Origin of the sequence: Acinetobacter sp. ANC 4910, from assembly GCF_004331035.1 — a bacterium.
Taxonomy (GTDB): domain Bacteria; phylum Pseudomonadota; class Gammaproteobacteria; order Pseudomonadales; family Moraxellaceae; genus Acinetobacter.
In genome coordinates, this window is record NZ_SJNT01000018.1 from 34,187 (window position 1) to 59,345 (window position 25,159).

The 25,159-nt window shown below is 42.4% G+C and carries 23 protein-coding genes and 1 rRNA gene; 10 read left to right on the top strand and 14 right to left on the bottom strand.

Annotated features, from left to right (window positions below):
• Window positions 1-4 precede the first annotated feature (4 nt).
• On the top strand, window positions 5-811 hold the full coding sequence (locus E0H82_RS15400; RefSeq protein WP_131265601.1) for an ABC transporter ATP-binding protein: 807 nt from the start codon (window positions 5-7) through the stop codon (window positions 809-811).
• A gap of 298 nt (window positions 812-1,109) precedes the next feature.
• Entirely contained in the window at window positions 1,110-1,733 is a 624-nt protein-coding gene (locus tag E0H82_RS15405; protein ID WP_116763198.1) for a TetR/AcrR family transcriptional regulator, read from the top strand.
• A 53-nt stretch (window positions 1,734-1,786) separates the two neighbouring features.
• Here the strand turns inward: E0H82_RS15405 and E0H82_RS15410 are convergent, their stop codons facing one another.
• Window positions 1,787-2,356: a 5'-nucleosidase gene (locus E0H82_RS15410; protein ID WP_131265602.1), complete on the bottom strand. Its 570-nt coding sequence runs from the start codon at window positions 2,354-2,356 to the stop codon at window positions 1,787-1,789.
• 108 nt (window positions 2,357-2,464) lie between these two features.
• Entirely contained in the window at window positions 2,465-3,595 is a 1,131-nt protein-coding gene (locus E0H82_RS15415) for a C4-dicarboxylate ABC transporter (protein WP_131265603.1), read from the bottom strand.
• A gap of 209 nt (window positions 3,596-3,804) precedes the next feature.
• Here E0H82_RS15415 and ribF point away from each other — a divergent pair, with 209 nt between their 5' ends.
• The 4 genes from ribF (at window position 3,805) to E0H82_RS15435 (ending at window position 8,727) form a co-directional block, all read left to right on the top strand.
• On the top strand, window positions 3,805-4,806 hold the full coding sequence (ribF, locus tag E0H82_RS15420; RefSeq protein ID WP_131265604.1) for a bifunctional riboflavin kinase/FAD synthetase: 1,002 nt from the start codon (window positions 3,805-3,807) through the stop codon (window positions 4,804-4,806).
• Window positions 4,807-4,870: 64 nt separating this feature from the next.
• On the top strand, window positions 4,871-7,717 hold the full coding sequence (gene ileS, locus E0H82_RS15425; protein ID WP_131265605.1) for an isoleucine--tRNA ligase: 2,847 nt from the start codon (window positions 4,871-4,873) through the stop codon (window positions 7,715-7,717).
• Entirely contained in the window at window positions 7,710-8,252 is a 543-nt protein-coding gene (gene lspA, locus E0H82_RS15430; protein WP_131265606.1) for a signal peptidase II, read from the top strand. Before ileS ends, lspA begins: the two co-directional genes overlap by 8 nt.
• Window positions 8,245-8,727 carry an FKBP-type peptidyl-prolyl cis-trans isomerase gene (locus E0H82_RS15435; RefSeq protein WP_116763519.1) on the top strand — a complete coding sequence of 161 codons (483 nt, stop codon included), beginning with the start codon at window positions 8,245-8,247 and terminating at the stop codon, window positions 8,725-8,727. Before lspA ends, E0H82_RS15435 begins: the two co-directional genes overlap by 8 nt.
• Window positions 8,728-8,792: 65 nt before the next feature.
• Here the strand turns inward: E0H82_RS15435 and E0H82_RS15440 are convergent, their stop codons facing one another.
• The 5 genes from E0H82_RS15440 to ilvD (E0H82_RS15460) form a co-directional block, all read right to left on the bottom strand.
• Window positions 8,793-9,941: a DUF1624 domain-containing protein gene (locus tag E0H82_RS15440; RefSeq protein ID WP_131265607.1), complete on the bottom strand. Its 1,149-nt coding sequence runs from the start codon at window positions 9,939-9,941 to the stop codon at window positions 8,793-8,795.
• A 121-nt stretch (window positions 9,942-10,062) separates the two neighbouring features.
• Window positions 10,063-10,350 (bottom strand): chorismate mutase, encoded by a 288-nt coding sequence (locus tag E0H82_RS15445; RefSeq protein ID WP_131265608.1) that lies wholly within the window; start codon window positions 10,348-10,350, stop codon window positions 10,063-10,065.
• The gene (locus E0H82_RS15450) at window positions 10,331-11,674 is read right to left on the bottom strand and encodes a hypothetical protein (protein WP_131265609.1); all 1,344 of its coding nucleotides are present in this window, start codon (window positions 11,672-11,674) and stop codon (window positions 10,331-10,333) included. Before E0H82_RS15450 ends, E0H82_RS15445 begins: the two co-directional genes overlap by 20 nt.
• Window positions 11,675-11,823: 149 nt before the next feature.
• Window positions 11,824-13,509, bottom strand: a complete 1,686-nt coding sequence (gene ilvD / locus E0H82_RS15455; RefSeq protein WP_131265610.1) for a dihydroxy-acid dehydratase — start codon at window positions 13,507-13,509, stop codon at window positions 11,824-11,826.
• A gap of 349 nt (window positions 13,510-13,858) precedes the next feature.
• Entirely contained in the window at window positions 13,859-15,688 is a 1,830-nt protein-coding gene (ilvD, locus tag E0H82_RS15460) for a dihydroxy-acid dehydratase (RefSeq protein WP_131265611.1), read from the bottom strand.
• A 422-nt stretch (window positions 15,689-16,110) separates the two neighbouring features.
• On the opposite strand from ilvD (E0H82_RS15460), the gene fmt reads away from it, so the two are divergent.
• Both fmt and rsmB read left to right on the top strand, forming a co-directional pair.
• On the top strand, window positions 16,111-17,070 hold the full coding sequence (gene fmt, locus E0H82_RS15465; RefSeq protein WP_131265612.1) for a methionyl-tRNA formyltransferase: 960 nt from the start codon (window positions 16,111-16,113) through the stop codon (window positions 17,068-17,070).
• Window positions 17,070-18,377 (top strand): 16S rRNA (cytosine(967)-C(5))-methyltransferase RsmB, encoded by a 1,308-nt coding sequence (rsmB, locus tag E0H82_RS15470; RefSeq protein ID WP_131265613.1) that lies wholly within the window; start codon window positions 17,070-17,072, stop codon window positions 18,375-18,377. The genes fmt and rsmB overlap by 1 nt, the downstream gene beginning before the upstream one ends.
• Before the next feature lie 44 nt (window positions 18,378-18,421).
• Here the strand turns inward: rsmB and zupT are convergent, their stop codons facing one another.
• From zupT to E0H82_RS15485, 3 genes are all read right to left on the bottom strand, one after another.
• The gene (gene zupT, locus E0H82_RS15475) at window positions 18,422-19,231 is read right to left on the bottom strand and encodes a zinc transporter ZupT (RefSeq protein WP_131265614.1); all 810 of its coding nucleotides are present in this window, start codon (window positions 19,229-19,231) and stop codon (window positions 18,422-18,424) included.
• 87 nt (window positions 19,232-19,318) lie between these two features.
• Entirely contained in the window at window positions 19,319-19,462 is a 144-nt protein-coding gene (locus tag E0H82_RS15480; RefSeq protein WP_131265615.1) for a methionine/alanine import family NSS transporter small subunit, read from the bottom strand.
• Between the two features lie 10 nt (window positions 19,463-19,472).
• Window positions 19,473-20,951: a sodium-dependent transporter gene (locus E0H82_RS15485; protein ID WP_131265616.1), complete on the bottom strand. Its 1,479-nt coding sequence runs from the start codon at window positions 20,949-20,951 to the stop codon at window positions 19,473-19,475.
• Window positions 20,952-21,731: 780 nt separating this feature from the next.
• Here E0H82_RS15485 and E0H82_RS15490 point away from each other — a divergent pair.
• The gene (locus E0H82_RS15490; protein ID WP_131265617.1) at window positions 21,732-22,427 is read left to right on the top strand and encodes a TIGR04219 family outer membrane beta-barrel protein; all 696 of its coding nucleotides are present in this window, start codon (window positions 21,732-21,734) and stop codon (window positions 22,425-22,427) included.
• Window positions 22,428-22,493: 66 nt separating this feature from the next.
• Here the strand turns inward: E0H82_RS15490 and E0H82_RS15495 are convergent, their stop codons facing one another.
• Window positions 22,494-23,015: a GNAT family N-acetyltransferase gene (locus E0H82_RS15495; RefSeq protein WP_131265618.1), complete on the bottom strand. Its 522-nt coding sequence runs from the start codon at window positions 23,013-23,015 to the stop codon at window positions 22,494-22,496.
• Between the two features lie 443 nt (window positions 23,016-23,458).
• On the opposite strand from E0H82_RS15495, the gene E0H82_RS15500 reads away from it, so the two are divergent.
• Complete coding sequence (locus tag E0H82_RS15500) at window positions 23,459-23,950, top strand: lytic transglycosylase domain-containing protein (RefSeq protein WP_131265621.1); 492 nt, start codon at window positions 23,459-23,461, stop codon at window positions 23,948-23,950.
• A 58-nt stretch (window positions 23,951-24,008) separates the two neighbouring features.
• Here E0H82_RS15500 and E0H82_RS15505 read toward each other — a convergent pair whose 3' ends face one another.
• From E0H82_RS15505 to rrf, 3 genes are all read right to left on the bottom strand, one after another.
• Window positions 24,009-24,320, bottom strand: coding sequence for an ankyrin repeat domain-containing protein (locus E0H82_RS15505; RefSeq protein ID WP_131265619.1), 312 nt, complete (start codon window positions 24,318-24,320; stop codon window positions 24,009-24,011).
• Window positions 24,321-24,359: 39 nt separating this feature from the next.
• The gene (locus E0H82_RS15510) at window positions 24,360-24,821 is read right to left on the bottom strand and encodes a hypothetical protein (RefSeq protein ID WP_131265620.1); all 462 of its coding nucleotides are present in this window, start codon (window positions 24,819-24,821) and stop codon (window positions 24,360-24,362) included.
• A 177-nt stretch (window positions 24,822-24,998) separates the two neighbouring features.
• A 5S ribosomal RNA gene (gene rrf / locus E0H82_RS15515) occupies window positions 24,999-25,113 on the bottom strand.
• Between the last annotated feature and the right edge of the window lie 46 nt (window positions 25,114-25,159).

Below are 25,159 nucleotides of genomic sequence, written 5' to 3' on the forward strand. Positions count from 1 at the left end.
GAAAATGACAGATCTCAGTATAGGCCAGCATGTTGCTGAACAGATTCAACACCCACAATCACCACAGGCAGATATCCAACCGAATGCCTTGATTGGTGCGGAAATTCTGATTGAACAACTCTATAAGTTTTATGGTGATGTCAAAGTTCTTGAAGATTTAGATCTCCATATTCAACCTGGAGAGTTTCTTGCAATTGTCGGGCGTAGTGGTTGTGGCAAAAGTACCTTATTAAGACTGATTGCTGACTTAGAACAACCGAGCTACGGCGAAATTAAATTCAAGTCCGCTCGCCATTTGCGTGAAGGCATTACCAGTGACGATATTCGGGTTATGTTTCAGGACCCACGTCTGCTGCCTTGGCGCAGTATTGAACAGAATGTGCAGCTTGGACTCAACAAAGACGCGCATGCACATGCCACTGCATTATTAGAAAAAGTCGGTTTAAAAGAAAAAGCACCTCTTTGGCCTGCACAACTTTCAGGCGGACAGCGCCAACGCACGGCGCTGGCACGTGCATTGTCCCATCAACCCCGCGTGTTGTTATTAGATGAACCGCTTGGTGCTCTCGATGCCTTAACTCGACTGGAAATGCAAAATCTGATTGAAAAGCTATGGCGAGAACAAGGCTTTACCGCCGTTTTAGTCACCCATGATGTCAGTGAAGCGGTACAACTGGCAGACCGTATTATTCTACTCGACAAAGGCCATATTGCCCGTCAGTTTCAGGTAGACCTACCACGCCCACGTGAAAAAAATCTGCGTTTTGCTGAACTTGAACAGCAAGTCTTGAATGCCGTACTCGCCACTTAAATAATATTTTTGCTCCAAGCTTAAAACCAAGATTGGAGCAAAAATGCTAAGTGAAAGGGATCAATCACATTCGCCACACTGTCATCAAACTGTAATATTTGAAATAAAAAATGACCCAAATTGATGCATTTTCCAGCTCCGCTATCCTTTTGATTTTTTTAATGGAATGAATGTGAAATCGCGCACTGTTTTTTTATCTGTAAAATGCACGATTTCATCAAATTACCTGATTTGTTGATGCACAAATCTGATGATTTGCCGTACAATTTGAGCTTCCCTGAATTTTTTAAAGCTACGAATGGAACAAAAAAAGAGTACTCAAAAGCGCCATCAATTGCTGAATGCCGCACTTGATGTTTTTTCCTTATATGGATTTAACGGGGCTAGTTTAGATGAAATTGCTCAACTTGCAGAAATGCATAAGTCGAACATTTTTTACTACTATGAAAATAAAGAAGCACTGTATGTTGAAGTGCTAACCACTGTTTTACAAAAATGGTTAGCGCCTCTGCAAATGCTCGAATCAGAGCTTGAGCCGACAGAAGCCATTACCAATTACTTAATGCAAAAAATTGAGCTGTCGCGCACTCAGCCCAAAGCATCACGTTTGTTTGCCTTAGAAATTATCCAAGGTGCACCGCATATCTTAGAAATTCTCAAAGGACCGCTTAAGAAACTGGTCAAGCGCAAAGCCAAAGTCATTAGCATGTGGCAAGAACAAGGTAAAATTTCAGCAGATATCGATCCTGAATTGCTCATTCTCAATATCTGGGCTGTGACGCAAAACTACGCCGACTTTGCGACTCAAATGGAAATGGTAACAGGTAAAACTTTACGCAACCGCAGTATGCAACAACGCGTCATTCAACATACCGTTCATATGATGCTATACGGCATTCTACCGCGTGAGCAACACAACTAAGCCCTATATTGATTTTGGCATACGACCATAGACGCCTATGGTCGCCGAGCCAATTAAGTCGTAATAGACTGATATAACGACAATAACTTTTTCGCCCCGAGCATTAAATTGTCTTCCCAATCAAGATGCGCGCTATCGTCTGCACCATCAGTAATATATTTGACTGAAATTAAACGTACCCCCAGTTTTTTACAGACTTTGGCCATGGCATAGCCTTCCATATCAACCAAATGACATGGGACTTTCGGTTGACCCACTTCAAAGCTATCCCCTGTTCCACACACACCCTTCGGCAAATGGGCAAAATAGGGTTCTAGATCAATTGCCGCAGGATGGTCGTGATCCATAGGCGTTACCCCCACGGCAAAACCGAGCGGTGAAACATCCATATCGCGCTGTACAAAGCTGGTGACTTCAACCAATGCATGACGGTCAAAGTGCGAACTGCCCGCACTACCAAGGTTTAATAAAGTTTTGCAGCCTGTCGCCTGAATCACTTCAAAGGCTTTAAATGCCGCATTGACTTTACCAATGCCACTGTAATGCACATCAATCTGTGCTTGCTCAAATAAACCTTTCGACTCATTTGGTAGAGCCATAATCAGCGCCAAAGAAGATTTCATTGCACTACTCAAAATCAGAATTGTGCTATTAAAAATCAAAACCACCCTGTGTGCAAATTCTCCCGTCATCTATCTCTCAATGAGTTTTTTAACCCGTGCTGTGCAACTTTATTTTTGTTGCAGATACAGATTTAAACACGGTGAAAAGAAAAGCCGGCCTGCATAAAACCCAGCCACGGTTTTGCTCATGACCAATCCCCATAACAGCATCAACAATATTGCCAAGGCATAGCCGATATTCAGCAACCAATGAAGCTGCAATTGCTGGGCAAGTTGTAAAGTGGCCAAACTGAATACGCCTAAGGGAAAAGTCATACCCCACCAGCCTAAATTAAAAACCAAATGTGAACCCGCATGTTTCAGGGTAATCATGATCGCAATTCCTAACCACCACACCCCAAAACCAAGCAGTAACAAACTGCTCAAAAACCCTGCATGATGCAGAAATTCACCCAGTCCCGTAAAATGTGTTGCCTGTAGTACGCGAGCAGCCTGCTGCCCCAAAAGTAATAACGCCAATGCCCCAGTGCCAATGGGTCCAACTGCTAACCAGCCTGTCATGGCCAATTCCTGACTGGGCAATTGATGCAAGGCCAAACGCAAAAATAAAATACCCAAAATCAGCATGGCAGGAAAAACCGAAATGCCCCACAAAATATAGCTGCCAAATAAAATACCCACGGCATGAGGAGTTACTGGCAAATGCTGCAACAACACCGCGCCCGAGGCTGCCGCCACTTCACACGCCACAATGGGTAAAAGCCAAACTGCGGTCATCTGTTGCAATTGATGGCGCTGACAACTAAACATGCAAAATGGCACCACAAACGCCACCATTAATGCTATCAATACATCGACATACCACAACCATTCAGCAACACCTATTACGGCTGCACCATACAACAGTACACCATATTTCAAAGCGCCATTAATCAGCGTCGCCAATGCCATTGGGATCGTACCTAAAAATAAACTCATACTGGGATGGGCAAAAATCTGCTTGGCTTCCAGTGGGTACAATAGCCAACGCAAACCATACAAACTGCTAAATAAGATAAAAAGCAGCCCATTGAACACCCACAACCCCGCACCCAATTGCCAGAAAATAGGATGCACAAGACTAAACTCCGCCAATACAATCGACAGAATGCCTGTCCCCATACAGACGGTAAACCAGTTCGGTGTAAACTGACGGATCACATCATGCCATTGTGGCAATTGATGAAAGGGCTTGTTCATGTGGCATCAACCCAAATTAAGAAGTTATGTTGATATTACAACCCATTTAAAATAAGAAAAATTGATTCTTTTTTATTTTTTAAATCATTTTTATTGATATTAATGCAATAGATCAATAAATTTTTCTGGGTAAAAACACAACAGCAAGACGAATGCTCAAGAATATGGCAATATATAAGCCTGATTATTTTTCATTTATTGATTAGCCCATGAAGCTGCTCCGCCTGAATGCTTTAGCGCCAGACTTTCAATTACCTAAAACCGCTGTGACGATTGGTAATTTTGATGGCGTCCATTTGGGACATCAAGCGATGATTCAGCAACTGAAACAGGTTGCTGCACAACAACAACTCAAATCGTTAGTCATGATTTTTGAGCCACAGCCTTTAGAGTTTTTTCAAGGTTATGAGGCTCCGCCACGCATCAGTTCACTTCGCGAAAAAGTCGAATACTTAACTGAATTGGGCGTGGACTATATTGCCGTGGCCAAGTTTGACAATACCTTCCGCAGCTTAAGCGCAGAAGCATTTGCCAGTATTTTAAAAGACCAACTGAATGCACAAAGCCTGATATTGGGCGATGACTTTCACTTTGGCAAAAACCGTCAAGGCAACAGTGAATTTCTGAAAAATTATGGTTTTGATGTTCATAATTTACAAACCATTGCACTTGAAGGTGAACGGGTCAGTTCAACCCGTATTCGTCAAACCCTCGCAGAAGGTAATTTAGCACTCGCAGCACAGTTATTAGGGCGACCTTATAGCATCACAGGTCGAGTGCAATATGGCGACCAAATTGGACGAACCCTAGATTTTCCAACTATCAATGTACGCCTTAACCGTCATAAACCCTGTTTAAACGGCATTTATGGTGTCGATGTCATTTGTGAAACCACGTCGTTACAAGACAAAGTTGTGCAAGAGAATTCAGAACAAAAAGGAATTTTGGGTTATCAAGCAACAGCTTTGTTTGGTGCAGGGCATGTCGGAACACGACCTGCCATACAACAAGCGCATCCAGAATGGCGATTAGAAGTACATTTTCCCAATGTTTCTGCTAATCTGTATGGCTTGTTAATGCGGGTCACTTTCTTAAACTACCTACATGGTGAAAAGAACTACCCTTCGCTGGAAGCACTTAAAGCGGGAATTGATGATGATGTGGTGAAACTACTAGAGTTTCGCCAAAACACCCCCACATTTCCCTTTTAAATACCAATCAATTTTATGTAAAACGCGTCAGCCGAGCCGCTGATTAAATTGGAAGACATCTTGCATGAGCGATAAGCAAACTCCTGAAAATGCAGTGGATTATAAAGCCACACTAAACCTCCCAGGTACTGAATTTGCAATGAAAGCAAATCTTGCAGTACGTGAAGCAAAATGGTTAGAAGAGTGGTATGCCGACAACATTTATCAGCAGATTCGTGCGTCGCGTATTGGCAAGAAAAAATATGTCCTGCATGACGGCCCTCCGTATGCCAATGGTCAAATCCATTTAGGTCACGCGGTCAATAAAGTCTTAAAAGACATCATTATCAAAAGCCGTATCATGGATGGTTTTGATGCACCCTACGTGCCGGGTTGGGACTGTCACGGTCTGCCAATCGAATTAAAAGTGGAAGAAAAAGTCGGTAAAGTGGGCGTGAAGGTAGATGCTTCAACTTTCCGTAAAGCCTGCCGTGAATATGCCTACACCCAAGTTGAACTGCAAAAGAAAGACTTTGTGCGTATGGGCGTATTTGGCGATTGGGACAATCCTTACCTGACCATGAACTTCAAGCAGGAAGCGGACATCGTTCGTTCGCTGGGCGCAATTGCAAAAGCAGGTCATATTGAACCGGGCTTAAAACCTGTCAACTGGTGTTTGGACTGTGGTTCAGCTTTGGCTGAAGCCGAAGTGGAATACGAAGACAAAAAATCGGATGCGATTGACGTGGGTTTCGGTGTTGTTGATTTGGCGGATCTTTCTGCCCGTTTAGGTATTGACGTTCAAGATACGACAGACATTGTGATCTGGACCACCACCCCGTGGACTTTACCTGCGAACCAAGCAGTAGCTTTACACGCTGAACTTGAGTACCAATTGGTCAAAGCACGCGGTGAAGAAAAAGCAGAACAAAACTTTATCTTGGCGAAAAACTTAGTTGAATCTGCCACTGAGCGTTATGGCTTTAACAGTGTTGAAGTATTGGCTGAATTCACTGGGAATAAACTTGAGCATTTAAGCTTACAACACCCACTCATCGCAGATCGCCACGTGCCTGTGATTTTAGGTGAACACGTGACTGCTGATAGCGGTACAGGCGCAGTCCACACTGCACCTGGCCATGGTGTAGACGACTATAAAGTTGGCTTACAGTACAACTTAAAAGTTGAAAACCCAGTGGGTGGCAACGGCGTCTACTTACCAACGTCTCCAATTTTTGCAGGCGAACATATTTATAAAGCCAACCCACAAATCATTGCCGCTTTAAGCGAAGCAGGCAAATTGTGGGCGCATAAACCAATCAAGCACAGCTACCCACACTGCTGGCGCCACAAAACGCCAATTATCTTCCGTGCCACACCACAGTGGTTTATCAGCATGGATGCACAAGGTCTACGTCAAAATGCTTTAAATGCAATTGAAAACGAGATCAGTTTTGTACCGGATTGGGGTAAAAACCGTATTCAAGCCATGATCGAAGGTCGCCCTGACTGGTGTATCTCACGTCAACGTACTTGGGGTGTGCCAATCCCATTCTTCGTGCATAAAGACACCAATGCGCTCCATCCGCGTACAGCAGAGTTGATCGAAGAAGTTGCGAAACTGATCGAACAAGAAGGCATTGACGCTTGGTATAACCGTGAAGCCAAAGATTTTATCGGGGACGAAGCAGAACAGTACAACTGTGTGCGTGACACTTTAGATGTGTGGTTCGACTCAGGCACAACGCACTATGCCGTGCTGCGTGAACGCGAAGAACTCACCGATCCTGCTGATTTATACCTTGAAGGTTCAGACCAGCACCGTGGTTGGTTCCAGTCTTCATTGCTCACTTCAATTGCGATTAATAAACGTGCACCGTACAAAGGCTTACTGACCCACGGCTTCGTGGTGGATGAAAAAGGCCGTAAGATGTCAAAATCTTTGGGCAACATCATCACTCCACAAGACATCATTAAAGATATGGGTGCAGATGGCTTACGTTTCTGGATTGCATCGGCTGATTACCGTTATGAAATGACCGCAGGTAAAGAAATCTTTAACCGTGCATCAGATGGCTATCGTCGTATCCGTAACACGTTGCGTTTCTTATTGGCGAACTTAAATGGTTTCACACTATCGACTGATGCCCTGCCTGTAGATCAATTGATCGCACTGGATCAATACATTTTACAGCGTGCAGCAGAGGTACAGAAAACCATTCAACAAGCCTATGAAGATATGAACTTCCATATCGTGGCAAATGCTTTGACCAACTTCTGTATCAACGACTTGGGTGGTTTCTACCTCGACATCATCAAAGACCGTCAGTACACCACTAAAGCAGATTCGCAAGCGCGCCATTCGGCTCAAACTGCGCTGTATCATTTGGTTCAAGCCTTTGTACGTTGGATGTCACCAATTTTAAGCTTTACCGCGCAAGAAGCATGGCCACTGATTCCAGAACAAACTGAGAAATATGTGTTCACTGCGGAATGGTATGACATTCCTATGTCATCGACTGCAAACTTGTTGTCAGAAGCAGACTGGCAAACCTTGATCACGATTAAATCTGCCGTGAACAAGCAGATTGAAGTTGCACGCAACGAAAAATTGGTGGGTTCAAATCTTTCTGCCAAAATCGAACTTTGGGCAAATGAAGAGTTGAAAGCGGTACTAGATCGCCTAGGTGATGAACTTCGCTTCGTACTGATTACTTCACAAGTACAGGTCTATGCCTTTGATGCAACTCAAGGTCAGGAAGCCGATCTAGCGGGTTTACGCGTGAAAGTCTCTGCTGCGGAAGGTGAAAAATGTGCGCGTTGCTGGCATGTTCTACCAGATGTGAATACACATCACGAACATCCAGGGCTATGTGCACGTTGTATTATTAACCTCCCTACTGGTCAAGGCGAAGAGAGAAAATATGCCTAATCCACAACAGAAAGCGGGCCTGTTTCAATTTTACCCACACAATTTACTGTGGGTAGGATTATCTATTTTGGCGATTGTTCTAGATCAATGGACCAAATGGATTGCGTCTACGCACCTGAATTATGCAGATCCGGTACCTGTACTGCCTTTTTTAAATTGGACCTTGTTACATAACTATGGCGCAGCCTTTAGTTTCTTGTCCGATGCAGGCGGTTGGCAACGTTATTTCTTTACCTCACTTGCAGCCTTGGTTTCAGTGATTTTCGTGTTTTGGCTGATGCGCATGCCAAAACACATCACGATTTTACCCATGGCAATTGCCCTGATTTTAGGCGGTGCAGTAGGAAATTTAATTGATCGCGTCACCTTGGGTTATGTGGTCGATTTTATTCATGTCTATTACAACAATAGCCACTTCCCTGCATTTAACCTTGCCGACAGTGCCATTACCTTGGGCACCATTCTGCTGCTTATAGATACGTTTTTCTTAGAAAAACATCGAATTCAACGTGCGGATATGCAACACCATGAATGAAATTATTAATCCAAATGAAGAAACCCGTATTGAACACGGTTCAAAAGTCGATCTTCATTTTTCTGTTGCCATTGAAAATGGCGTAGAAATTGACAATACCCGTAGCCGTGCTGAACCGGTCAGCTTGGTGATGGGCGATGGCAGTTTACTCCCAGGTTTTGAAAAATCCCTATTTGGTCTACGTGCAGGTGACCGTCGTACCGTCAGCCTTCCACCAGAAGATGCTTTTGGGCCATGGAACCCTGAAAATGTGCAAACATTTGATACGGTGAAATTCGAGCAACGTCCTATTGAAGGACACATGATCGAGTTTGAAGATAAAGCCAAGCAAAGCCTGTATGGCGTGGTCAAAACTGTCGGTGATGATATTACTGAAGTGGATTTTAACCATCCATTGGCAGGTAAAAACATTACTTTTGAAGTGGAAATCTTCAAAGTGACTCCTGCGGGTCAACAAGGCGTGAAATTCATGTAAAAGCCTGCTTTTACAACATAAAAAACCCTTCAACTGTGAAGGGTTTTTTTATGCCGTACAGAAAACTAAAGATATTTTAATAATCGAATCTGCTTATTCTGATGCTTAAATTGAGAAAACCACAGCATCAAAGGATAAAGTACGATGCACAGGATAATCGCAATCCACCAAAGCGTGGATACCTGATTTACCCCAAAGTAGTCACCATGATTCTGTCCCCAAAGCGCCACGGCAAATAGATACAGCAGCTTTAAAACAAATAAATGCACAATATAAAAGAACATCGGTACTGAGCCATAAATAATTAAGGGACGTACCCATGCCCGCTGTTGCACTTTTTCCAATACCACAAGCAGTAACAACCCCAACCCAACATTCCATAAAATAAATAATAAGGATGGCGGATACTTGGTCAGATTAAAAAAGCTCATCAAGGTTTGCAGTGGCGTCGACATTTCTAACCATGCACTATCACCATAAAAATTTAACATTCGGAGTATCAGAAACACGGTGATACTGCCACAGCCAAATACCCATAAATATGTACTTCTTCGTTGTGGCGTCATCTGCGCTTGAAAAACAGTTGCCCCAATACTATAACCCAGCAAAATTACTCCAAGCCAAGGCAGTACAGGATAAGACGTTCGTAGTTTGAGGAATTCCCCCCATTCGATCCAACCACGCTCATGTAAAATCAACCAGATCGGCTGTAAAATTGGCATTTGTTGTAAGGAAACCTGATCCAACAGGTTATGCCCAAAAATAATCAATACAGCAATCAACCATAGAATTCTCTGTGGCAACCCAATCAGCAGCGCCAAAACAATCATGCTGATACCAATGGCCCAAATCACTTGCAGATAAATCACTTGCGGTGGGAAATGTCCTGTCCATGCAAAATTAATCACCAACAACTCGAGTATCACTAAAAATAAACCACGTTTAAGCAAAAACTCGCGCGTCATGCTCAAACTGTTGTGTTTAGCTTGGTATAAATACGCCGATAATCCCGTCAAAACCACAAAAACTGGAGCACACAAATGTGCCAAAATTCGGCTGAAGAACAAACTGGCTTCCGTTTCCTCAATACGCATGGGGTCGGGAACTTGATGATGTAAATAAAAGGTTTCACGGACATGGTCGACCATCATAATTAAAATGACTAGACCACGAAGTGCATCAATCGCCTGTAGGCGTTGAGAAAGTGCAGACATGATGAAATAAATAGATATGTTATAATATTACATATACTATGCGTTTTTGAACCCAAAAGAAACCTCAAAAGCCCAACTGAGTGGGCCACGAGTTTTAAAATTGACTAGGCAAAAATACGGTTTATGGACGAATTTCTTTGAGTTCGCGACGAATGAAGTGTTGAATCATTTCCCGATAAATCTGTTCAATTAAATCAGGATCGGTACCTTGTTCTGTCGCCTGTTTTCGAACTTTGGCAATTACCTGTTCTACCCGTTCTGGAGACTGCACTTCATGTTCAGTGCGCTTAAAACGCACTGCTTGATCGACATAAAACTGTCGGGTGGTAATGAGCTCAATCAACTGCTGATCAATCCCATCAATTTTATCTCGAACTTGCTCGAGCGACTCACATTTCTCTTTCTGCATTGGTTTTATCTTCTGGTGTTAAGTTGGAGTGATCCGCTTCGTTTTCAATTTTATATTTTTCTTCTAACACATTACTGAAAATACTTTCAATCATCCAGACTCGATATAAGCTATTAAAGGTATAACGTTGTCCATCAAGACGTAATTCGAGCACTGGAAAATCAGGTTGTGACTTCATTTCACACAATACATCATTTTCTTTCAGTTTGGCTTGAATATCCTCTTGTTTCACATCCTGCAACTCTAGTTCCAACTCACGTTGCAATTCTTGATAATGTGCCTTAAACGATAAATCTTTGCCTTGGGTCCATACCGCTTGCAAAATACGGTGCATGGCTGCAATCCGCTGCGCTTCAGGCACGCTATAATACAATTGTGCCATCGCATAAGTGGCTTCTTTAGTCGGACGACAAAATGGGGTAAATGCCACTTCAGTTCGTTTAGATAAACGGGTTGCCAAACTCCAGTCAAACCAATCTCGCCCATGATAACTCAGTGGGTATACGGTTAACTGAATATTATAATAATCTGCCAATTCCTCTTTAATATAGGCCAATAACAGCCATGAAACTGGGTCTTCTAGCGCAATATATAAATCTAACTTTGGATCAAGTGCTTGAATTTCATTTAGTTCTTCTGCATCACTAATTAAATGCTCGCGCCATTCAATATGATTGATGAGGAATATCGGATTGCCTGTCAGTAATTTTTGTTGTTTTAAACGGCGGGTTAAACGCAGTAAATCATCGACAGCATGATATTTACGGTCAGAAAATTCAAAATAACTCGCAAGAATAGCATCATCATTAAATATCCGTTCAGGAAACTGCTGTTCCTGATGATGTTTACTCGCCATGGCATACAAAGTTCGTAATTTGCCATACTGCTTCTGCCACAGCATATGAAATACATCTTCCAGCAAATACAGAAAGTCCTGACCTTGCAATGGGGTATTTCTTAAAATGGTCTCCGCTTGTACCAAGGCTTCTTGTGGTGGCTGTTCAGGGGTTTCGTGGAAACTGAAGCGATGTTGTTTAGAGAGAATCTGTGCATCGTTCAGGCAATAGTGTTGCCATTCTTGCGCTGACATCTGATTCGGTGGCTCGGGAGCTTGACTGGAAATAATCACTTTGAGAGGTTTGAGTTCATCACTCAAAATTTCTTCTAATTGTGGCAACTGCTGCACAGCCAAATAACTATAAACATCGTCTAAACGTAAATGAATATTGAGCCCATGCTCCGTAGGCAATACCTCTTGACGAGTTGGCTTTTGATAAAACCATCTCGATCGGATCGGATCGAACCAACGGCGTAACAGTGACATGAATTGCCTCTAATGTAGAAAGAGCGGGTAATGTTGTTTTGAACCCGCAGAAAATGACCAATACGATGAACAGAATGTCTTAAAATACAATAAGTCTTGAGCAAAACGTAACATAATTCAAGACAAAATGTTCAATCCTTCCCGATCGGTTACAGCTCTAAGTTTAAATCAGTCACTGCACCCTTTTCGGCTCCGGTGGTCAGTTTAGCAAACTTCGCCAGCGCACCGTGGGTATAATTTGGTTTTGGCTTGACCCAACGGTTTTGACGTGCGGCAATTTCCTGTTCAGAAACATGCCATGTCATTTCCCGTGTTTCGGCATTAATCGAGATACGATCTCCGTTTTGAACCAAACCAATTGGCCCACCTTCATAGGCTTCAGGGGTCACATGCCCAATCACAAAGCCATGACTACCGCCAGAGAAACGACCATCGGTGATGAGTGCCACAGATTTGCCCAAACCTTTACCAATGATCGCTGAGGTCGGTTTCAGCATTTCTGGCATGCCCGGACCCCCTTTAGGCCCTTCGCCACGAATCACCACCACCTCACCCGCTTGAACTTCGCCATCTAAAATCCCACGCATTGCGCCAATTTCACCTTCAAAGACTCGCGCAGGCCCTTCGAAATACAGGCCTTCTTTACCCGTGATTTTAGCCACGGCACCCGTTGGAGACAAATTACCTTTGAGCACCACCAAGTGAGAGTCTTTTTTAATTGGGGCATCAAACGGTAAAATAATCTGTTGACCTTCAGGGTAGTCTTCAACCTCGGCTAAATTTTCCGCCAAGGTCTTTCCTGTCACAGTTAGACATGAACCATCGAGCATGCCAGCATCCAACATCCGCTTCATCAGTGGTTGAATACCTCCAATCGCAATCAGCTCAGACATCAGATATTTGCCAGATGGACGTACATCGGCCACTACAGGAATATCTTGCCCGATACGGACAAAATCATCCAAACTCAGTTCAACTCCAGCGGTATGTGCCATTGCCAGTAAGTGCAGCACCCCATTGGTCGAACCACCCAAGGCAATCAGCACTTTAATTGAATTTTCAAATGCAGCTTTGGTCATAATATCGCGCGGCTTCAGGTCTAAGCGCAGCAAATTCATCACCGCTTCGCCTGCTTTTTGACAGTCGATCCGTTTGTCATCAGAAACCGCTTCTTGGGCAGATGAACCCGGTAAACTCATACCCAAGGCTTCAATCGCAGAGGCCATCGAGTTTGCAGTGTACATGCCGCCACAGGAACCCGGTCCTGGCAGGGCCACTTCTTCAATCTGTTTGACTTGAATAGCGCTGATTTCACCTTTGGCATGCTGACCTACGGCTTCAAAGACTGAAATCATATCGGTGTGCCCTGCACCCGGTTTAATGGTTCCGCCATAAACAAACAAACCCGGACGGTTCAAACGCGCCAAACCCATGATACAACCCGGCATATTTTTGTCACAGCCACCAATCGCAATCACGCCATCATAGGCCTGACAGCCCACCACAGCTTCTATCGAGTCTGCAATAATTTCACGGCTCAGCAATGAATACTTCATACCTTCGGTACCATTCGAAATGCCATCTGAAATGGTGATGGTATTAAAAATAATGCCTTTTCCGCCTGCCTGATTGACCCCTTTTTCAGCTTCACGCGCCAAACCATCGATGTGCATATTACACGGCGTAACATTGGCCCAAGTAGACGCAATACCAACAAAGGGACGAGTAAAGTCAGAATCTTTAAAGCCTGTGGCACGCATCATGGAACGTGCAGGCGCATTTTCGATGCCTTCATAAACGGGGGCTGAATGTTCGCGGATATTGTCTTTACTCATTGTATTTGTCCTTGGCGATGGCTGCGTATTGCTCTACAGTCTTGGCAATTTTTCTGTTTTTATTGTATAGAAAGCAAACTACACATGAAAGCGACTCGCTGGGTATTACATGAGCCCATTTATTGTTTTTCTACCCAAGTCAGGTCACATGATGAAGCGACATGGATGTCGCTGTTTCACTGTATGGCAGGGAAACAAAGGTGTTTTGTTACTTTTGTGCCATCAAAAGTAAAACCTCGTCTACGTAATAACAGTGCAAACCGTACTGTAAAATGTGATCGTGACATTTTCTAGCAACATAAAAAAGCACCCCATTTGGAGTGCTTTTTTCAATCGGTAAAACTACACATTAGATGTCACGTACCGCACCTTTCGAAGCACTGGTAGTATGCATCGCATAGGCTTTTAAAGCTTTAGAGACTTTACGCGGACGCTGTTCAGCAGGCTGCCAGCCTTTGGCTTCTTGTACTTCACGGCGCGCTGCCATGGTTGCTTCGTCCACAGCCAAGTGAATCGTACGGTTTGGAATATCGATTTCGATACGGTCACCATCTTCAACCAAACCAATCGCACCACCTTCAGCTGCTTCAGGCGAAACGTGACCAATCGAAAGACCAGATGATCCACCCGAGAAACGACCATCGGTGAGTAAAGCGCAGTCTTTACCAAGGCCTTTCGATTTTAAATAACTGGTTGGATACAACATTTCTTGCATCCCCGGACCACCACGCGGACCTTCGTAACGAATCACCACCACATCGCCAGCAGTAATTTTGCCACCTAAAATTGCTTCTACCGCAGCATCTTGGCTTTCAAAAACACGTGCTGTACCGTTGAATTTCAAGATGGAGTCATCCACACCTGCGGTTTTTACAATACAGCCTTCAAGGGCAATATTGCCATACAGAACAGCCAAACCACCATCTTGAGAGAAGGCATGCTCAGCATTACGAATCACGCCATTGTCACGGTCACCATCTAAACGAGAGTAGTAACGGTCTTGTGAAAATGCCGTTTGCGTCGGTACACCGCCCGGTGCTGAGCGGAAGAATTGATAGACATCTTCGTCTTCAGTACGGATGATGTCCCATTTGTCTAAAGCATCTTTTAAGGTTTTTTCATGCACAGTCGGTACAGAAGTATCCAACAAGCCTGCACGGTCTAATTCACCCAAGATCGACATAATGCCACCTGCACGGTGTACATCTTCCATATGCACGTCTTGTTTTGCAGGTGCAACTTTACACAGCACAGGCACTTTACGTGACAAACGGTCAATGTCGGTCATGGTAAAGTCAACTTCTGCTTCATGCGCCGCTGCCAACAAGTGCAAAACAGTATTGGTTGAACCACCCATTGAAATATCAAGCGTCATGGCATTTTCAAAGGCTGCTTTGGTGGCGATTGAACGTGGCAATAAGCTGTAATCGTTTTGTTCGTAATGGCGTTTGGTAATTTCAACGATCAATTGACCTGCGCGCTCAAATAATTTTTTACGGTTGGCATGTGTTGCAAGCGTAGAACCATTACCCGGAAGGGACAGACCCAAAGCTTCGGTTAAACAGTTCATTGAGTTTGCAGTAAACATGCCTGAACATGAACCACACGTCGGACATGCTGAACGTTCGTATGCTGCGACTTCTTCATCGGTAAAGTTGTCATCCGCTGCGACAATCATGGCATCGACAAGGTCAATCGCGTGTTCATTGCCACGGATTTTCACTTTACCCGCTTCCATCGGCCCGCCAGAAACGAAAACCACAGGAATATTCAAGCGCATAGACGCCATCAACATGCCTGGGGTTATTTTGTCACAGTTTGAAATACAGACCATGGCATCAGCACAGTGTGCATTGACCATGTATTCCACTGAGTCTGCAATTAAGTCACGTGAAGGCAATGAGTACAGCATGCCATCATGCCCCATCGCAATTCCATCATCTACTGCAATGGTATTAAATTCTTTTGCTACACCGCCTGACGCTTCAATTTGACGTGCCACAAGTTGACCTAAGTCTTTAAGATGCACATGACCAGGAACAAATTGAGTAAAAGAGTTGACCACCGCAATAATCGGCTTGCCAAAATCTTCATCTTTCATACCTGTTGCACGCCATAAACCACGTGCGCCAGCCATATTTCTTCCATGTGTTGATGTTTTTGAACGATAGTCAGGCATTGTGTATTTCCAACAAAATTTGTGCTTGATATGAATCTGCGATTCATTCTGGCTAAAGAAGACTGATCATTGAGCATGAATCAATCGAAACATAGGCAACATCATAATACTACAGCTATGTGTTTAACAGACAACCCGCTTTTCTCTTTCCTGCATCACGATATACAGGCTATATTTCGACAAATGATCTCAAAGAAAACTGTACGAACCTACTATAAACCGAGCACAGGAAATTAAATATAAAACTTTCATGAATATTTTTTTAATTTTGCATAACTAAAAGTTTTCAAATACCGATACCCTTGCCATTTTTTTGCGTTGCATATTCAACCAATAGCGTGATTGTTACAGCGCATATTGTAGATTCGGCTTAGCGTTGCTTTTGACATATAATAGACACAAGTTTCTATGGAATTTGATGTGTGAAAATCATCTTTGCCGGTACACCTGAATTTGCTGCATGTGCTTTGGCAGCGTTACTGAAAACAGAACATGAAATTGTGGCGGTATACACCCAACCCGACCGCAAAGCAGGTCGTGGTCAAAAACTGACGGCTTCAGCGGTCAAACAGTTGGCATTGGAACATGATTTACCAGTGTATCAACCTTTACACTTCAAATCTTCCACTGAGGAAGGCTTAGCAGCACAACAACAATTAAAAGATTTAAATGCCGATGTGATGGTGGTGGCTGCTTATGGTCTAATCTTGCCGCAAGTGGTGCTCGATACGCCTAAATACGGCTGTCTGAATATTCATGGTTCTTTGTTACCACGCTGGCGTGGTGCAGCACCGATTCAACGTGCGATTGCCACAGGAGATGCTGAAACGGGTGTCACCATTATGAAAATGGCGGCAGGCTTAGATACGGGCGATATGATGTATAAGACTTACTGTCCGATTGAAGCGACCGATACCTCAGCCTCATTGCATGACAAACTGGCGCTGCAAGGGGCAGAAGCAATTGTTGCCGTGTTGCACTCTGAACAAACTTTACAACAGTATTTAGCCGAACGTGAAGTACAAGATGAAGCGTTCACAGTCTATGCACATAAACTCAGCAAAGCTGAAGCACAAATTGATTGGTCTTTAGATGCAGTACAGATTGACCGTAATATCCGTGCTTTTAACCCTTGGCCAGTCGCATTTATTGCACTGGATGAGCAAAATAACTTAAGAGTCTGGAATTCCGTCTTATCGCATGAAACGACGGAAAATGCCCAAGTCGGTGAAATTATTGCGATTGATAAACACGGTGTACATGTTGCCTGTGCCAATCATACAGTCATCACGCTAACTGCTTTACAATGGCCGGGTGGTAAACCGCTTAATGCTGTACAAATTTTACAAACCCAAAAACTGAATATTGGACAAATTTTATAATGAGACAATCTCCCAACGCCTCTGGTAAGACTTTAAACTTACGTGCTCAGGTTGTTAAAACGTTATTGGCTGTCCAAAATGGTCAATCACTGGCATCGGTGCTTCAGCAACACATGGCCATTGTGTCTGACAAAGATCGTGCCTTGTACCATGAATTAGTTCTTGGCTGTTTACGCCAATGGCATGCATTGAAACAAGTGACTTTACCGTTGTTGTCTAAACCACTGGAAAACCAAGTCGTTGAAACCTGTTTATATGTGGGTTTATACCAGTTGCTGTGTACCCGTGTTGCAGCGCATGCGGCTATTTCTGAAACGGTAGATGCAGCAAAACAATTGGGTATGGAAAGCTTAAGTGGTGTGGTCAACGCCATTTTGCGCCGTGCAACACGCGAAACAGAGCAATTCTACGATGTCCTAGAGCAGGCATCGAATTTGCCAAGCTGGTTATCCAAACGTTTGAAAAAGGACTGGGGCGAGCAATTGGCTGAAATCAGCTATGAGCTGAAACAAGTTGCACCCTTAACCTTACGGGTTAACACCTTACAGGTCAGCCGTGATGAATATCTTGAAATTTTAGAAGATGAAGGTATTGAAGCACACGCCTGTGAGCTTTCAAATGTCGGTATTGTCCTCGATGAAAGTCTGCATATCCCAAGCCTACCAGGTTTTGAAGCGGGTGGTTTTTCAGTACAAGATGAACATGCTCAACTCTGTGCAACATTGTTACCCGACTTGAATGGCAAATTCGTGATTGATGCCTGTGCAGCACCTGGGGGCAAAACAGCGCATATTTTAGAGAAATATCAGCCTAGAAAACTGATCGCACTCGACCAAGATGAAAAACGCTTAAAACGTGTCGCCGAAAACTTAGAACGTTTGGCTTTAAGCGAAGAGCCAGTGGAAATTATCACTGCCGATGCAGTGAAATGGACATCGCCTGAACTTGCGGATTGTATCGTTCTCGACGCACCTTGTTCAGCCATTGGGGTAATCCGTCGCCATCCAGATATTCGTTTACTGCGTCAGTCGGGCGATATTGCTAAAACGGTACAACTCCAAAAGCAAATTCTTGAAAATATGTGGCAACAACTCAAAGTCGGCGGCACATTGCTATACATCACTTGCTCGATTTTGAAAGCCGAAAATGAACAGCAAATGGTCGACTTTTTTGCTGAGCATACAGATGCGAAAGAAATTAAAATTGATGCCGATTGGGGGATTGAGCAGATTCATGGTCGCCAATTGTTCCCACAAATAGGGCGTGGCGATGGTTTTTATTATTGCTTAATCGAAAAAACAGCCTAAACCTTTTTAAGGAAAACAGAAACTTTGGTTTCTGTTTTTCAACCTTAACTCACATACTTAAATATCACCAGACTCAGCGCCAAACAGGCCATACCTGTGACTAAGCCATAGACGGTTTCATGTCCTTGTGCATATTTTTTGGCGGTCGGCAGTAGTTCATCGAGTGCCAAATACACCATCACCCCACCAATAATGCCAAAGACGGTGCCATACACACTAAAACTTAAATACGGTGCCAAAAGAAAATAACCAATCATCGCACCTAACGGTTCTGCAAGCCCCGACAGCAAACTAGCAAGTAAAGCTGTACTTTTTTTCCGCGTGGCCATATAAACAGGCAAAGCAATAGCAATACCTTCAGGGATATTATGAATCCCTATGGCTACCGCAAGAGGTGCCCCAAGTGCAGGACTTTCCAACGTCGCAAAAAAAGTCGCTAAGCCTTCTGGAAAATTATGGGCCGTAATGGCAAATAAAGTCAGTAATCCTGTCCGTAATAATTGTTGTTGATTAATCCCCTGCACATTTTGGTTTTCAATGGTTTCGTGCGGATTGGGAATACAATGGTCGAGAATTAACACTAAAATCACGCCCAGCAATAATGATGCAGTCCCGAGGGCATAGCCCGTTTTATCATCAAAAGCCAGACTAAAAGAATGAATGGATTTGTTTAAAATTTCAGTTAAAGACACATAAATCATCGCTCCTGCGGAAAATGCCAATCCAAAAGAAAGTAAGCGATAACTCGGCTGTTTAAAGAACACCACCAAAACACCCCCCAGAACTGTCGCCAGTCCTGCAAGCAAGGTCACGCCAAATGCAATCCACACTTGATATGGTAATAAGGTGCCCATAACGAGGTGCTCTAAATAAGAAAGCCATTATCTTAAATGATAATGGCTTTCATTTGCATATGCTCAGTATTTACTGAAACAATTTATTTACAGCGTATGATGATCTTTCACTTCTTCAAGTACGTCATCCAATTCTTCAGGGTTTTTCATCAAATGGAGAATCGACAATGCCAACCCACCCCAGAGAAATACCATTGAGATAATCATCATTATGATAGCTGAAGTATTCATTCTGCTTCTCCTAGCGATCTTTCATTTTACTGAGGATAACGGCAACCACAGCGCAGAAAATCACACTGCCCCATCCAAATACGCCTTGTAAACTCATGCTATAAGTATCATAACCATTTTTCACGAGGCTAAAAATAGTCATGGTTAAGGTCGTTAACAAGATAAATGAAGTAATGACTGTGAGGGTAAAGTCCCAGCCCTTGCCCAATTGAATGGTCGAGATACGGTTGACATGATCACGCAGTTCCATCAACGCAGAACGCTTAAACCATGCAATACTGATAATCGATAATAAAGCACCACCGATAATCCCGATGTTGTTGATAAAGTGGTCAATAATATCAACAAGCTTAATCGCATTTACGCTAGAGAATAAAAAGATTGAAACCAGCGCACTACCACCACCAATAATCGATACAGCTTTTGAACGGCTCCATTTTAATTTATCTTGCATGGCCGCAATTGGAACTTCCAAAATACTCACCATCGAAGAAATACCTGCTACAAATAGCGAGGAGAAAAACAGAAGACCAAATAAATCTGCACCTGCGCCCAAGCTCGAAATAATTTTCGGGAAGGCAATGAAGGCAAGACCAATACCACCACTCACGACATCTTTAACGTCTGTACCCGCAGCATGTGCCATAAAGCCCAATGCAGCAAAAATACCAATACCCGCTAAAATTTCTGTTGAAGCATTAGCAAAGCCAACGATCAAGCCCGAACCTGTTAAGTTGGTTTTCGGTTTTAAATAAGATGAATAGGTCACCATGATCCCGAAACCCACCGAAAGTGAGAAGAAGGTATGACCATATGCTGCTAACCACACCTTATAGTCCATCATTGCAGACCAGTTCGGAGTAAAAAATGCATTTAAGCCCTGAGCTGCACCTGGTAAACGTAAAGCTTGAATCACCAAGAAAGTAAACAATACGAATAACAAAGGCATACAGATTTTGTTCGACAGCTCAACCCCTTTCTTTACACCACCAAACAAGATGATCAGCGTGAGCGCCCAAATACCTACAATCGGCCAAAACAAATGACTGACAAACTGTAAATCTAAGCCTGCTGCCTTTGAGGTTTGTAAATAGGTATTAAAGAAGAAACTTTCTGGATCATTGCCCCATGCTTGGCCAATCGAGAAGTAAACATAACTTCCTGCCCAAGTCAGTACGCTGGCATAGTACAAGCCAATAATGATACAGACACAAACTTGCCACCAACCGAGCGTTTCACCGCCTTTAAATAAAGCGCGATACGCTTTGGGTGGAGAACTATTACTACGATGCCCGACAGCATAGTCTAAAAATAACAGCGGTAAACCTGCTGTAATTAATGCAAGTAAATAAGGAATAAGGAACGCACCGCCACCATTTTCATAAGCAACGTAGGGGAAACGCCAAATATTACCTAAACCAACAGCCGAACCAACGGCTGCAATAATAAAACCAGATCGTGACGTCCAGTTTTCACGAGAATCTGCCATGAAACACACCTAAATCTTGGGTAACTTTTATTGCTGCTTGTTATACGGATTAATATGGCTAGCAAAAAAGTACCGTTCAAAAATCTTTTTGTTGTTTGATTTAGCTTCCACCTTTTGGGTGTCTCGTTCTAAATTGCAAACAGATGAAATGCACACAAAATCTTGGTTAAAGTCTTTCGGATTGTTTTCACCTCTTAATAATTGAACAATACGCACTTTTGTTATTTTTTGCTGTAATTTCTGGATGAAAGTTCGCCTTTTTGTATTCTATTTTTAATCAATTGATCAAAATATAACTCTTTTTTTATCATATTCTTTAAAATAGATTAACAAAGCCCAAAATGCAAGATTTTTAATATACTGGAAAATTCCCTTAATTTATTTAGTATTATTCACTTACCTTTTATGCAAAAAAAAATGGTCTATTTCACCACTGTATCAAGATATAGAGCGTCACAATCATAGACTAAGCCGCAACTTTGCAACCGAATACCTGATTCTATTCAAATTTATATAGCACCACTCATAAGCATCTAGCCCAGTCAAACCAAACCAAGATTCAAAATCAAAAAAGATGCTTATAACTCATAACAAATTTTATATTTAAATCAGAAATCTACCTCAAAAAGACTCACCATCTATCTGCACTTTTATGTAAAAAAGCACTTTGACTACTGTTTCTTTTTTCGCATCGCTATATCATGCTCTAAAATACAACTGAATAACGCTTGTTTTAACCCTTTTTTAACGCAAACACACAACACAATTAGGATAAAAAGCATGAAAGCAGCACAGGCAGGATTACTGGCATTAGGCGTAGGTTTGAGTGGCTTAGCTCAAGCAGATTTAGTCGCACTCAAAGGCGATATCAGTTATTGGGCATATGACGGGCATGCCGAAATGAACAACACAGCCCCATTTTCAAAGGAAAAACTGGACAATGATGGTGCAGTCCAATTTTCTGTCGCTTTAGAGCACCCAGTTCCAATTATTCCAAATGCCAAAATTCGCTATGTCAATTTAGATTCTCAAACAGAGAGTAGCGTTGTAGGCCAACCCAATTATGCAGTTAACCTTGATCATGCGGACTTCATTCTCTATTACGAAATTTTAGACAATGTAGTTGATCTTGATATTGGTGCGGGTGCGACCACTCTGAATGGTGATATCACCAATTTTGCAGGACAACGTACCAGTATTGATGAAACCTATCCAATTCTTTATGGTACGGTCGGTGGTAAATTGCCATTTACAGGTTTAAGTGCGAAAGCAGAACTAACCTACAGTAACTTTAACGATGCTCAGTTGACGGATGCTTTGGCAGAAATTCAATACAATTTTATCGACAACATGCTCGTCGATGTTGGTGTAAAAGCAGGTTATCGAATTTTCACTGTTGATTTAGATGACTATAACCACAATGACATTAAACTTGACTTCAAAGGTCCTTATATTGGTTTAGATGCACATTTCTAATTCATGAAGTACCAATCAAAAGCTGAATGTAAACATTCAGCTTTTTTTATTAGTCAGTCCATCCAGTTAAGACTTGGCATTAAAACTGGCATGATATTGAACATTGCCTTGTGGAATTTCATTTTCAAATGTGAGTATTTGAAAATACTCGGCAGAAACTCCTTCTAGGACCAATTGACTCAGAGCCCGAAAACCAAACCGTGCATAATAATCAGGCTCTCCTAACACCACACACCCTTTTGCCTGTTGCTTTTTTAACTGAGCCAATGCAGTTTCGATTAAATCAGTGCCAACACCTTGCCGCTGAAATGCTGGTAAGACTGAAACTGGGCCTAAACCATACCAACCATCTGTACCCGATGAAATTTGCACAGGCGAAATCGCAACATGTGCAATTATCTGTCCATCAAATTCGGCAACTAGAGAAACACTGAGTTGTCCTGACTGGCGTAATGCATGCACGATAAATTGCTCATGATGATCGCTATAAACTGCAAATTCGAATGCCCTCATCGTCACGTATGCTATGACGTCAATATCTTGAGGCTGCTCAGCTCGAATTGACCATACAGGCCTTTTACTTTGCATAAGATCCCTTTTTAAAATTCTGTTATGTAGGCTTTAACTTACAACAATCAGCGTGATTTTCGCCTATATTCACCTGAGATGTCATATTAATATAAAGACATGCAGAGACAGGAAGTCGATGTAAATAAGAACAAAAATCGCAGGAAGCATCGTAATTGACAGGAGTTAATTACATAAGACCTCATACAGAAAAGCCTTGTCAGGATGATGGGGCTTTTCTTTTTATACAACCCGTAGAATCTGAATAAACGTAATCAGGTCAACATTACATAATACTTCTATTCCTTAAAGTAACTCATATTGACTCCCTATATTGCACTACCTAACATCCTAAACATTTCAATCACATCAGGAATTTTATTTTGTTGCACTTACCATCGCTGAATCCTCTACCCACCTTGAAACAATCAACCCGAATTAAATTCAGCATTACTGCATTAAGTATGTTCATGATCACAGGCTGTTCAGGTTTAAGTGGTGGCTCTCTAGAAAAACGTGCAGCGAAATTGTCTACTGGCATTCAAAAGGCATATTCTATCGACTCAACAACTGCAAACCGTGTTGCACCGATGATTGTGCAAAGTGCAGAACGATATCAGGTCGACCCTTTACTCATCGCCGCCATGATTCGACAAGAATCAAGTTATCGTAACTATGCTATTTCGCCAGCAGGAGCTGTTGGCTTAACTCAAATCATGCCTACATATTGGCAGCAAACTTGCTCTGGTGACTTATTTGAAGAAGCCAGTAACATCAATTGTGGCACCTATATTTTAGCTAAATATAATCAATCTGCGGGTAGCTGGAAAAAGGCCCTTGCCTATTACAATGTTGGACCTACAGGCTATGAGTCGAGCTGGAAAATGCGCCACCAAGGTAAAAAATATGCTAAACAAGTGAAGCAGCATGAAGAAAAACTCAAAGGTTCACTCTAAGCTTTGGTTTTAGGAATTAAAAAGCCCAACCAAAGGTGGGCCTTTTATAACGTTATATTTATAAACTTTTTAAATATGCAATAATGTCTTTATTTTCAGCCATTTCAGCTAATTCAAGTGCAGTATATTCTGACCGATGATCGATTCTTGCTCCCTTACTGACCAGCAATTTAACCACATCTAAATGGTCATTTTCCGCCGCAGCTTGTAGTGCACTATAGCCCTCTTCATCAGTTTGATTCGGATCAGCTCCAGCCAATAACAACTCCTCGACTTGCTCCACATCACCCAAAGATGACCAGTAAACAAGTTCAGGAAGGTGCAGTTCTTCATCATCTTCTGGGAGTGGAGAGAAAGAGTTGAGTTTCATCTTATTGCCAGCCCTATTAATTTCTATTAGCTATTTACTTTACTCTTGTACATGAATCTCATTTAATAAAGAAGGTTCTACTGTTAAATACCATTCTTTTCTAACATTTCCAGCTGGTATATTTGCTAACGTAAGAGCTAAGGGACCTCCATACTGTGGATAAGTTCCTTTAACTGGTTGCATATATATCCAAATTCTTGGTTCTTCTATTGAACCATTCTTCGGTATCCAAATACCACCATCGATATTTTGATCTTTCGAAAAATATACACAATCTTTAGGACCTTGATAATATGTTCCTTCCTTATCTGCAAACATTGGTACATATTTACCTTTATATAATCCTTTTATTGTTTTAGTCTTAACACCAAAACTATTAGTAACTATCATTTCTCCAATTACATCTTTATCCAATATAAAAGCTGTTTCGTTTTGAGGCTTCGATAACTTAGTTGGTTTAACTCCATCAACAGTTGTACAACTTATCAAAAAAATGGACATAAAAACTACAAATATTTTTTTCATGAACTAAGGAAAATAAAAAGATATCTAAGTTATTCTAATCTGTTTTTATGAGCAAAAGCTATTCTATGTTTAAATTGTCTCTTCACTACCCATATTTTCCTCAACGCACAAAGAAACACCCCCTAACGTTGGTTAGGGGGTGTTTGAATAATGAGCTGGCGATGACTTACTCTCACATGGGTAACCCCACACTACCATCAGCGCTAAGAGGTTTCACTTCTGAGTTCGGGAAGGGATCAGGTGGTTCACTCTTGCTATTGTCGCCAGCACAACTGTTTATGACTATTCGTTATGGTCTTATTTACACAGCGTGT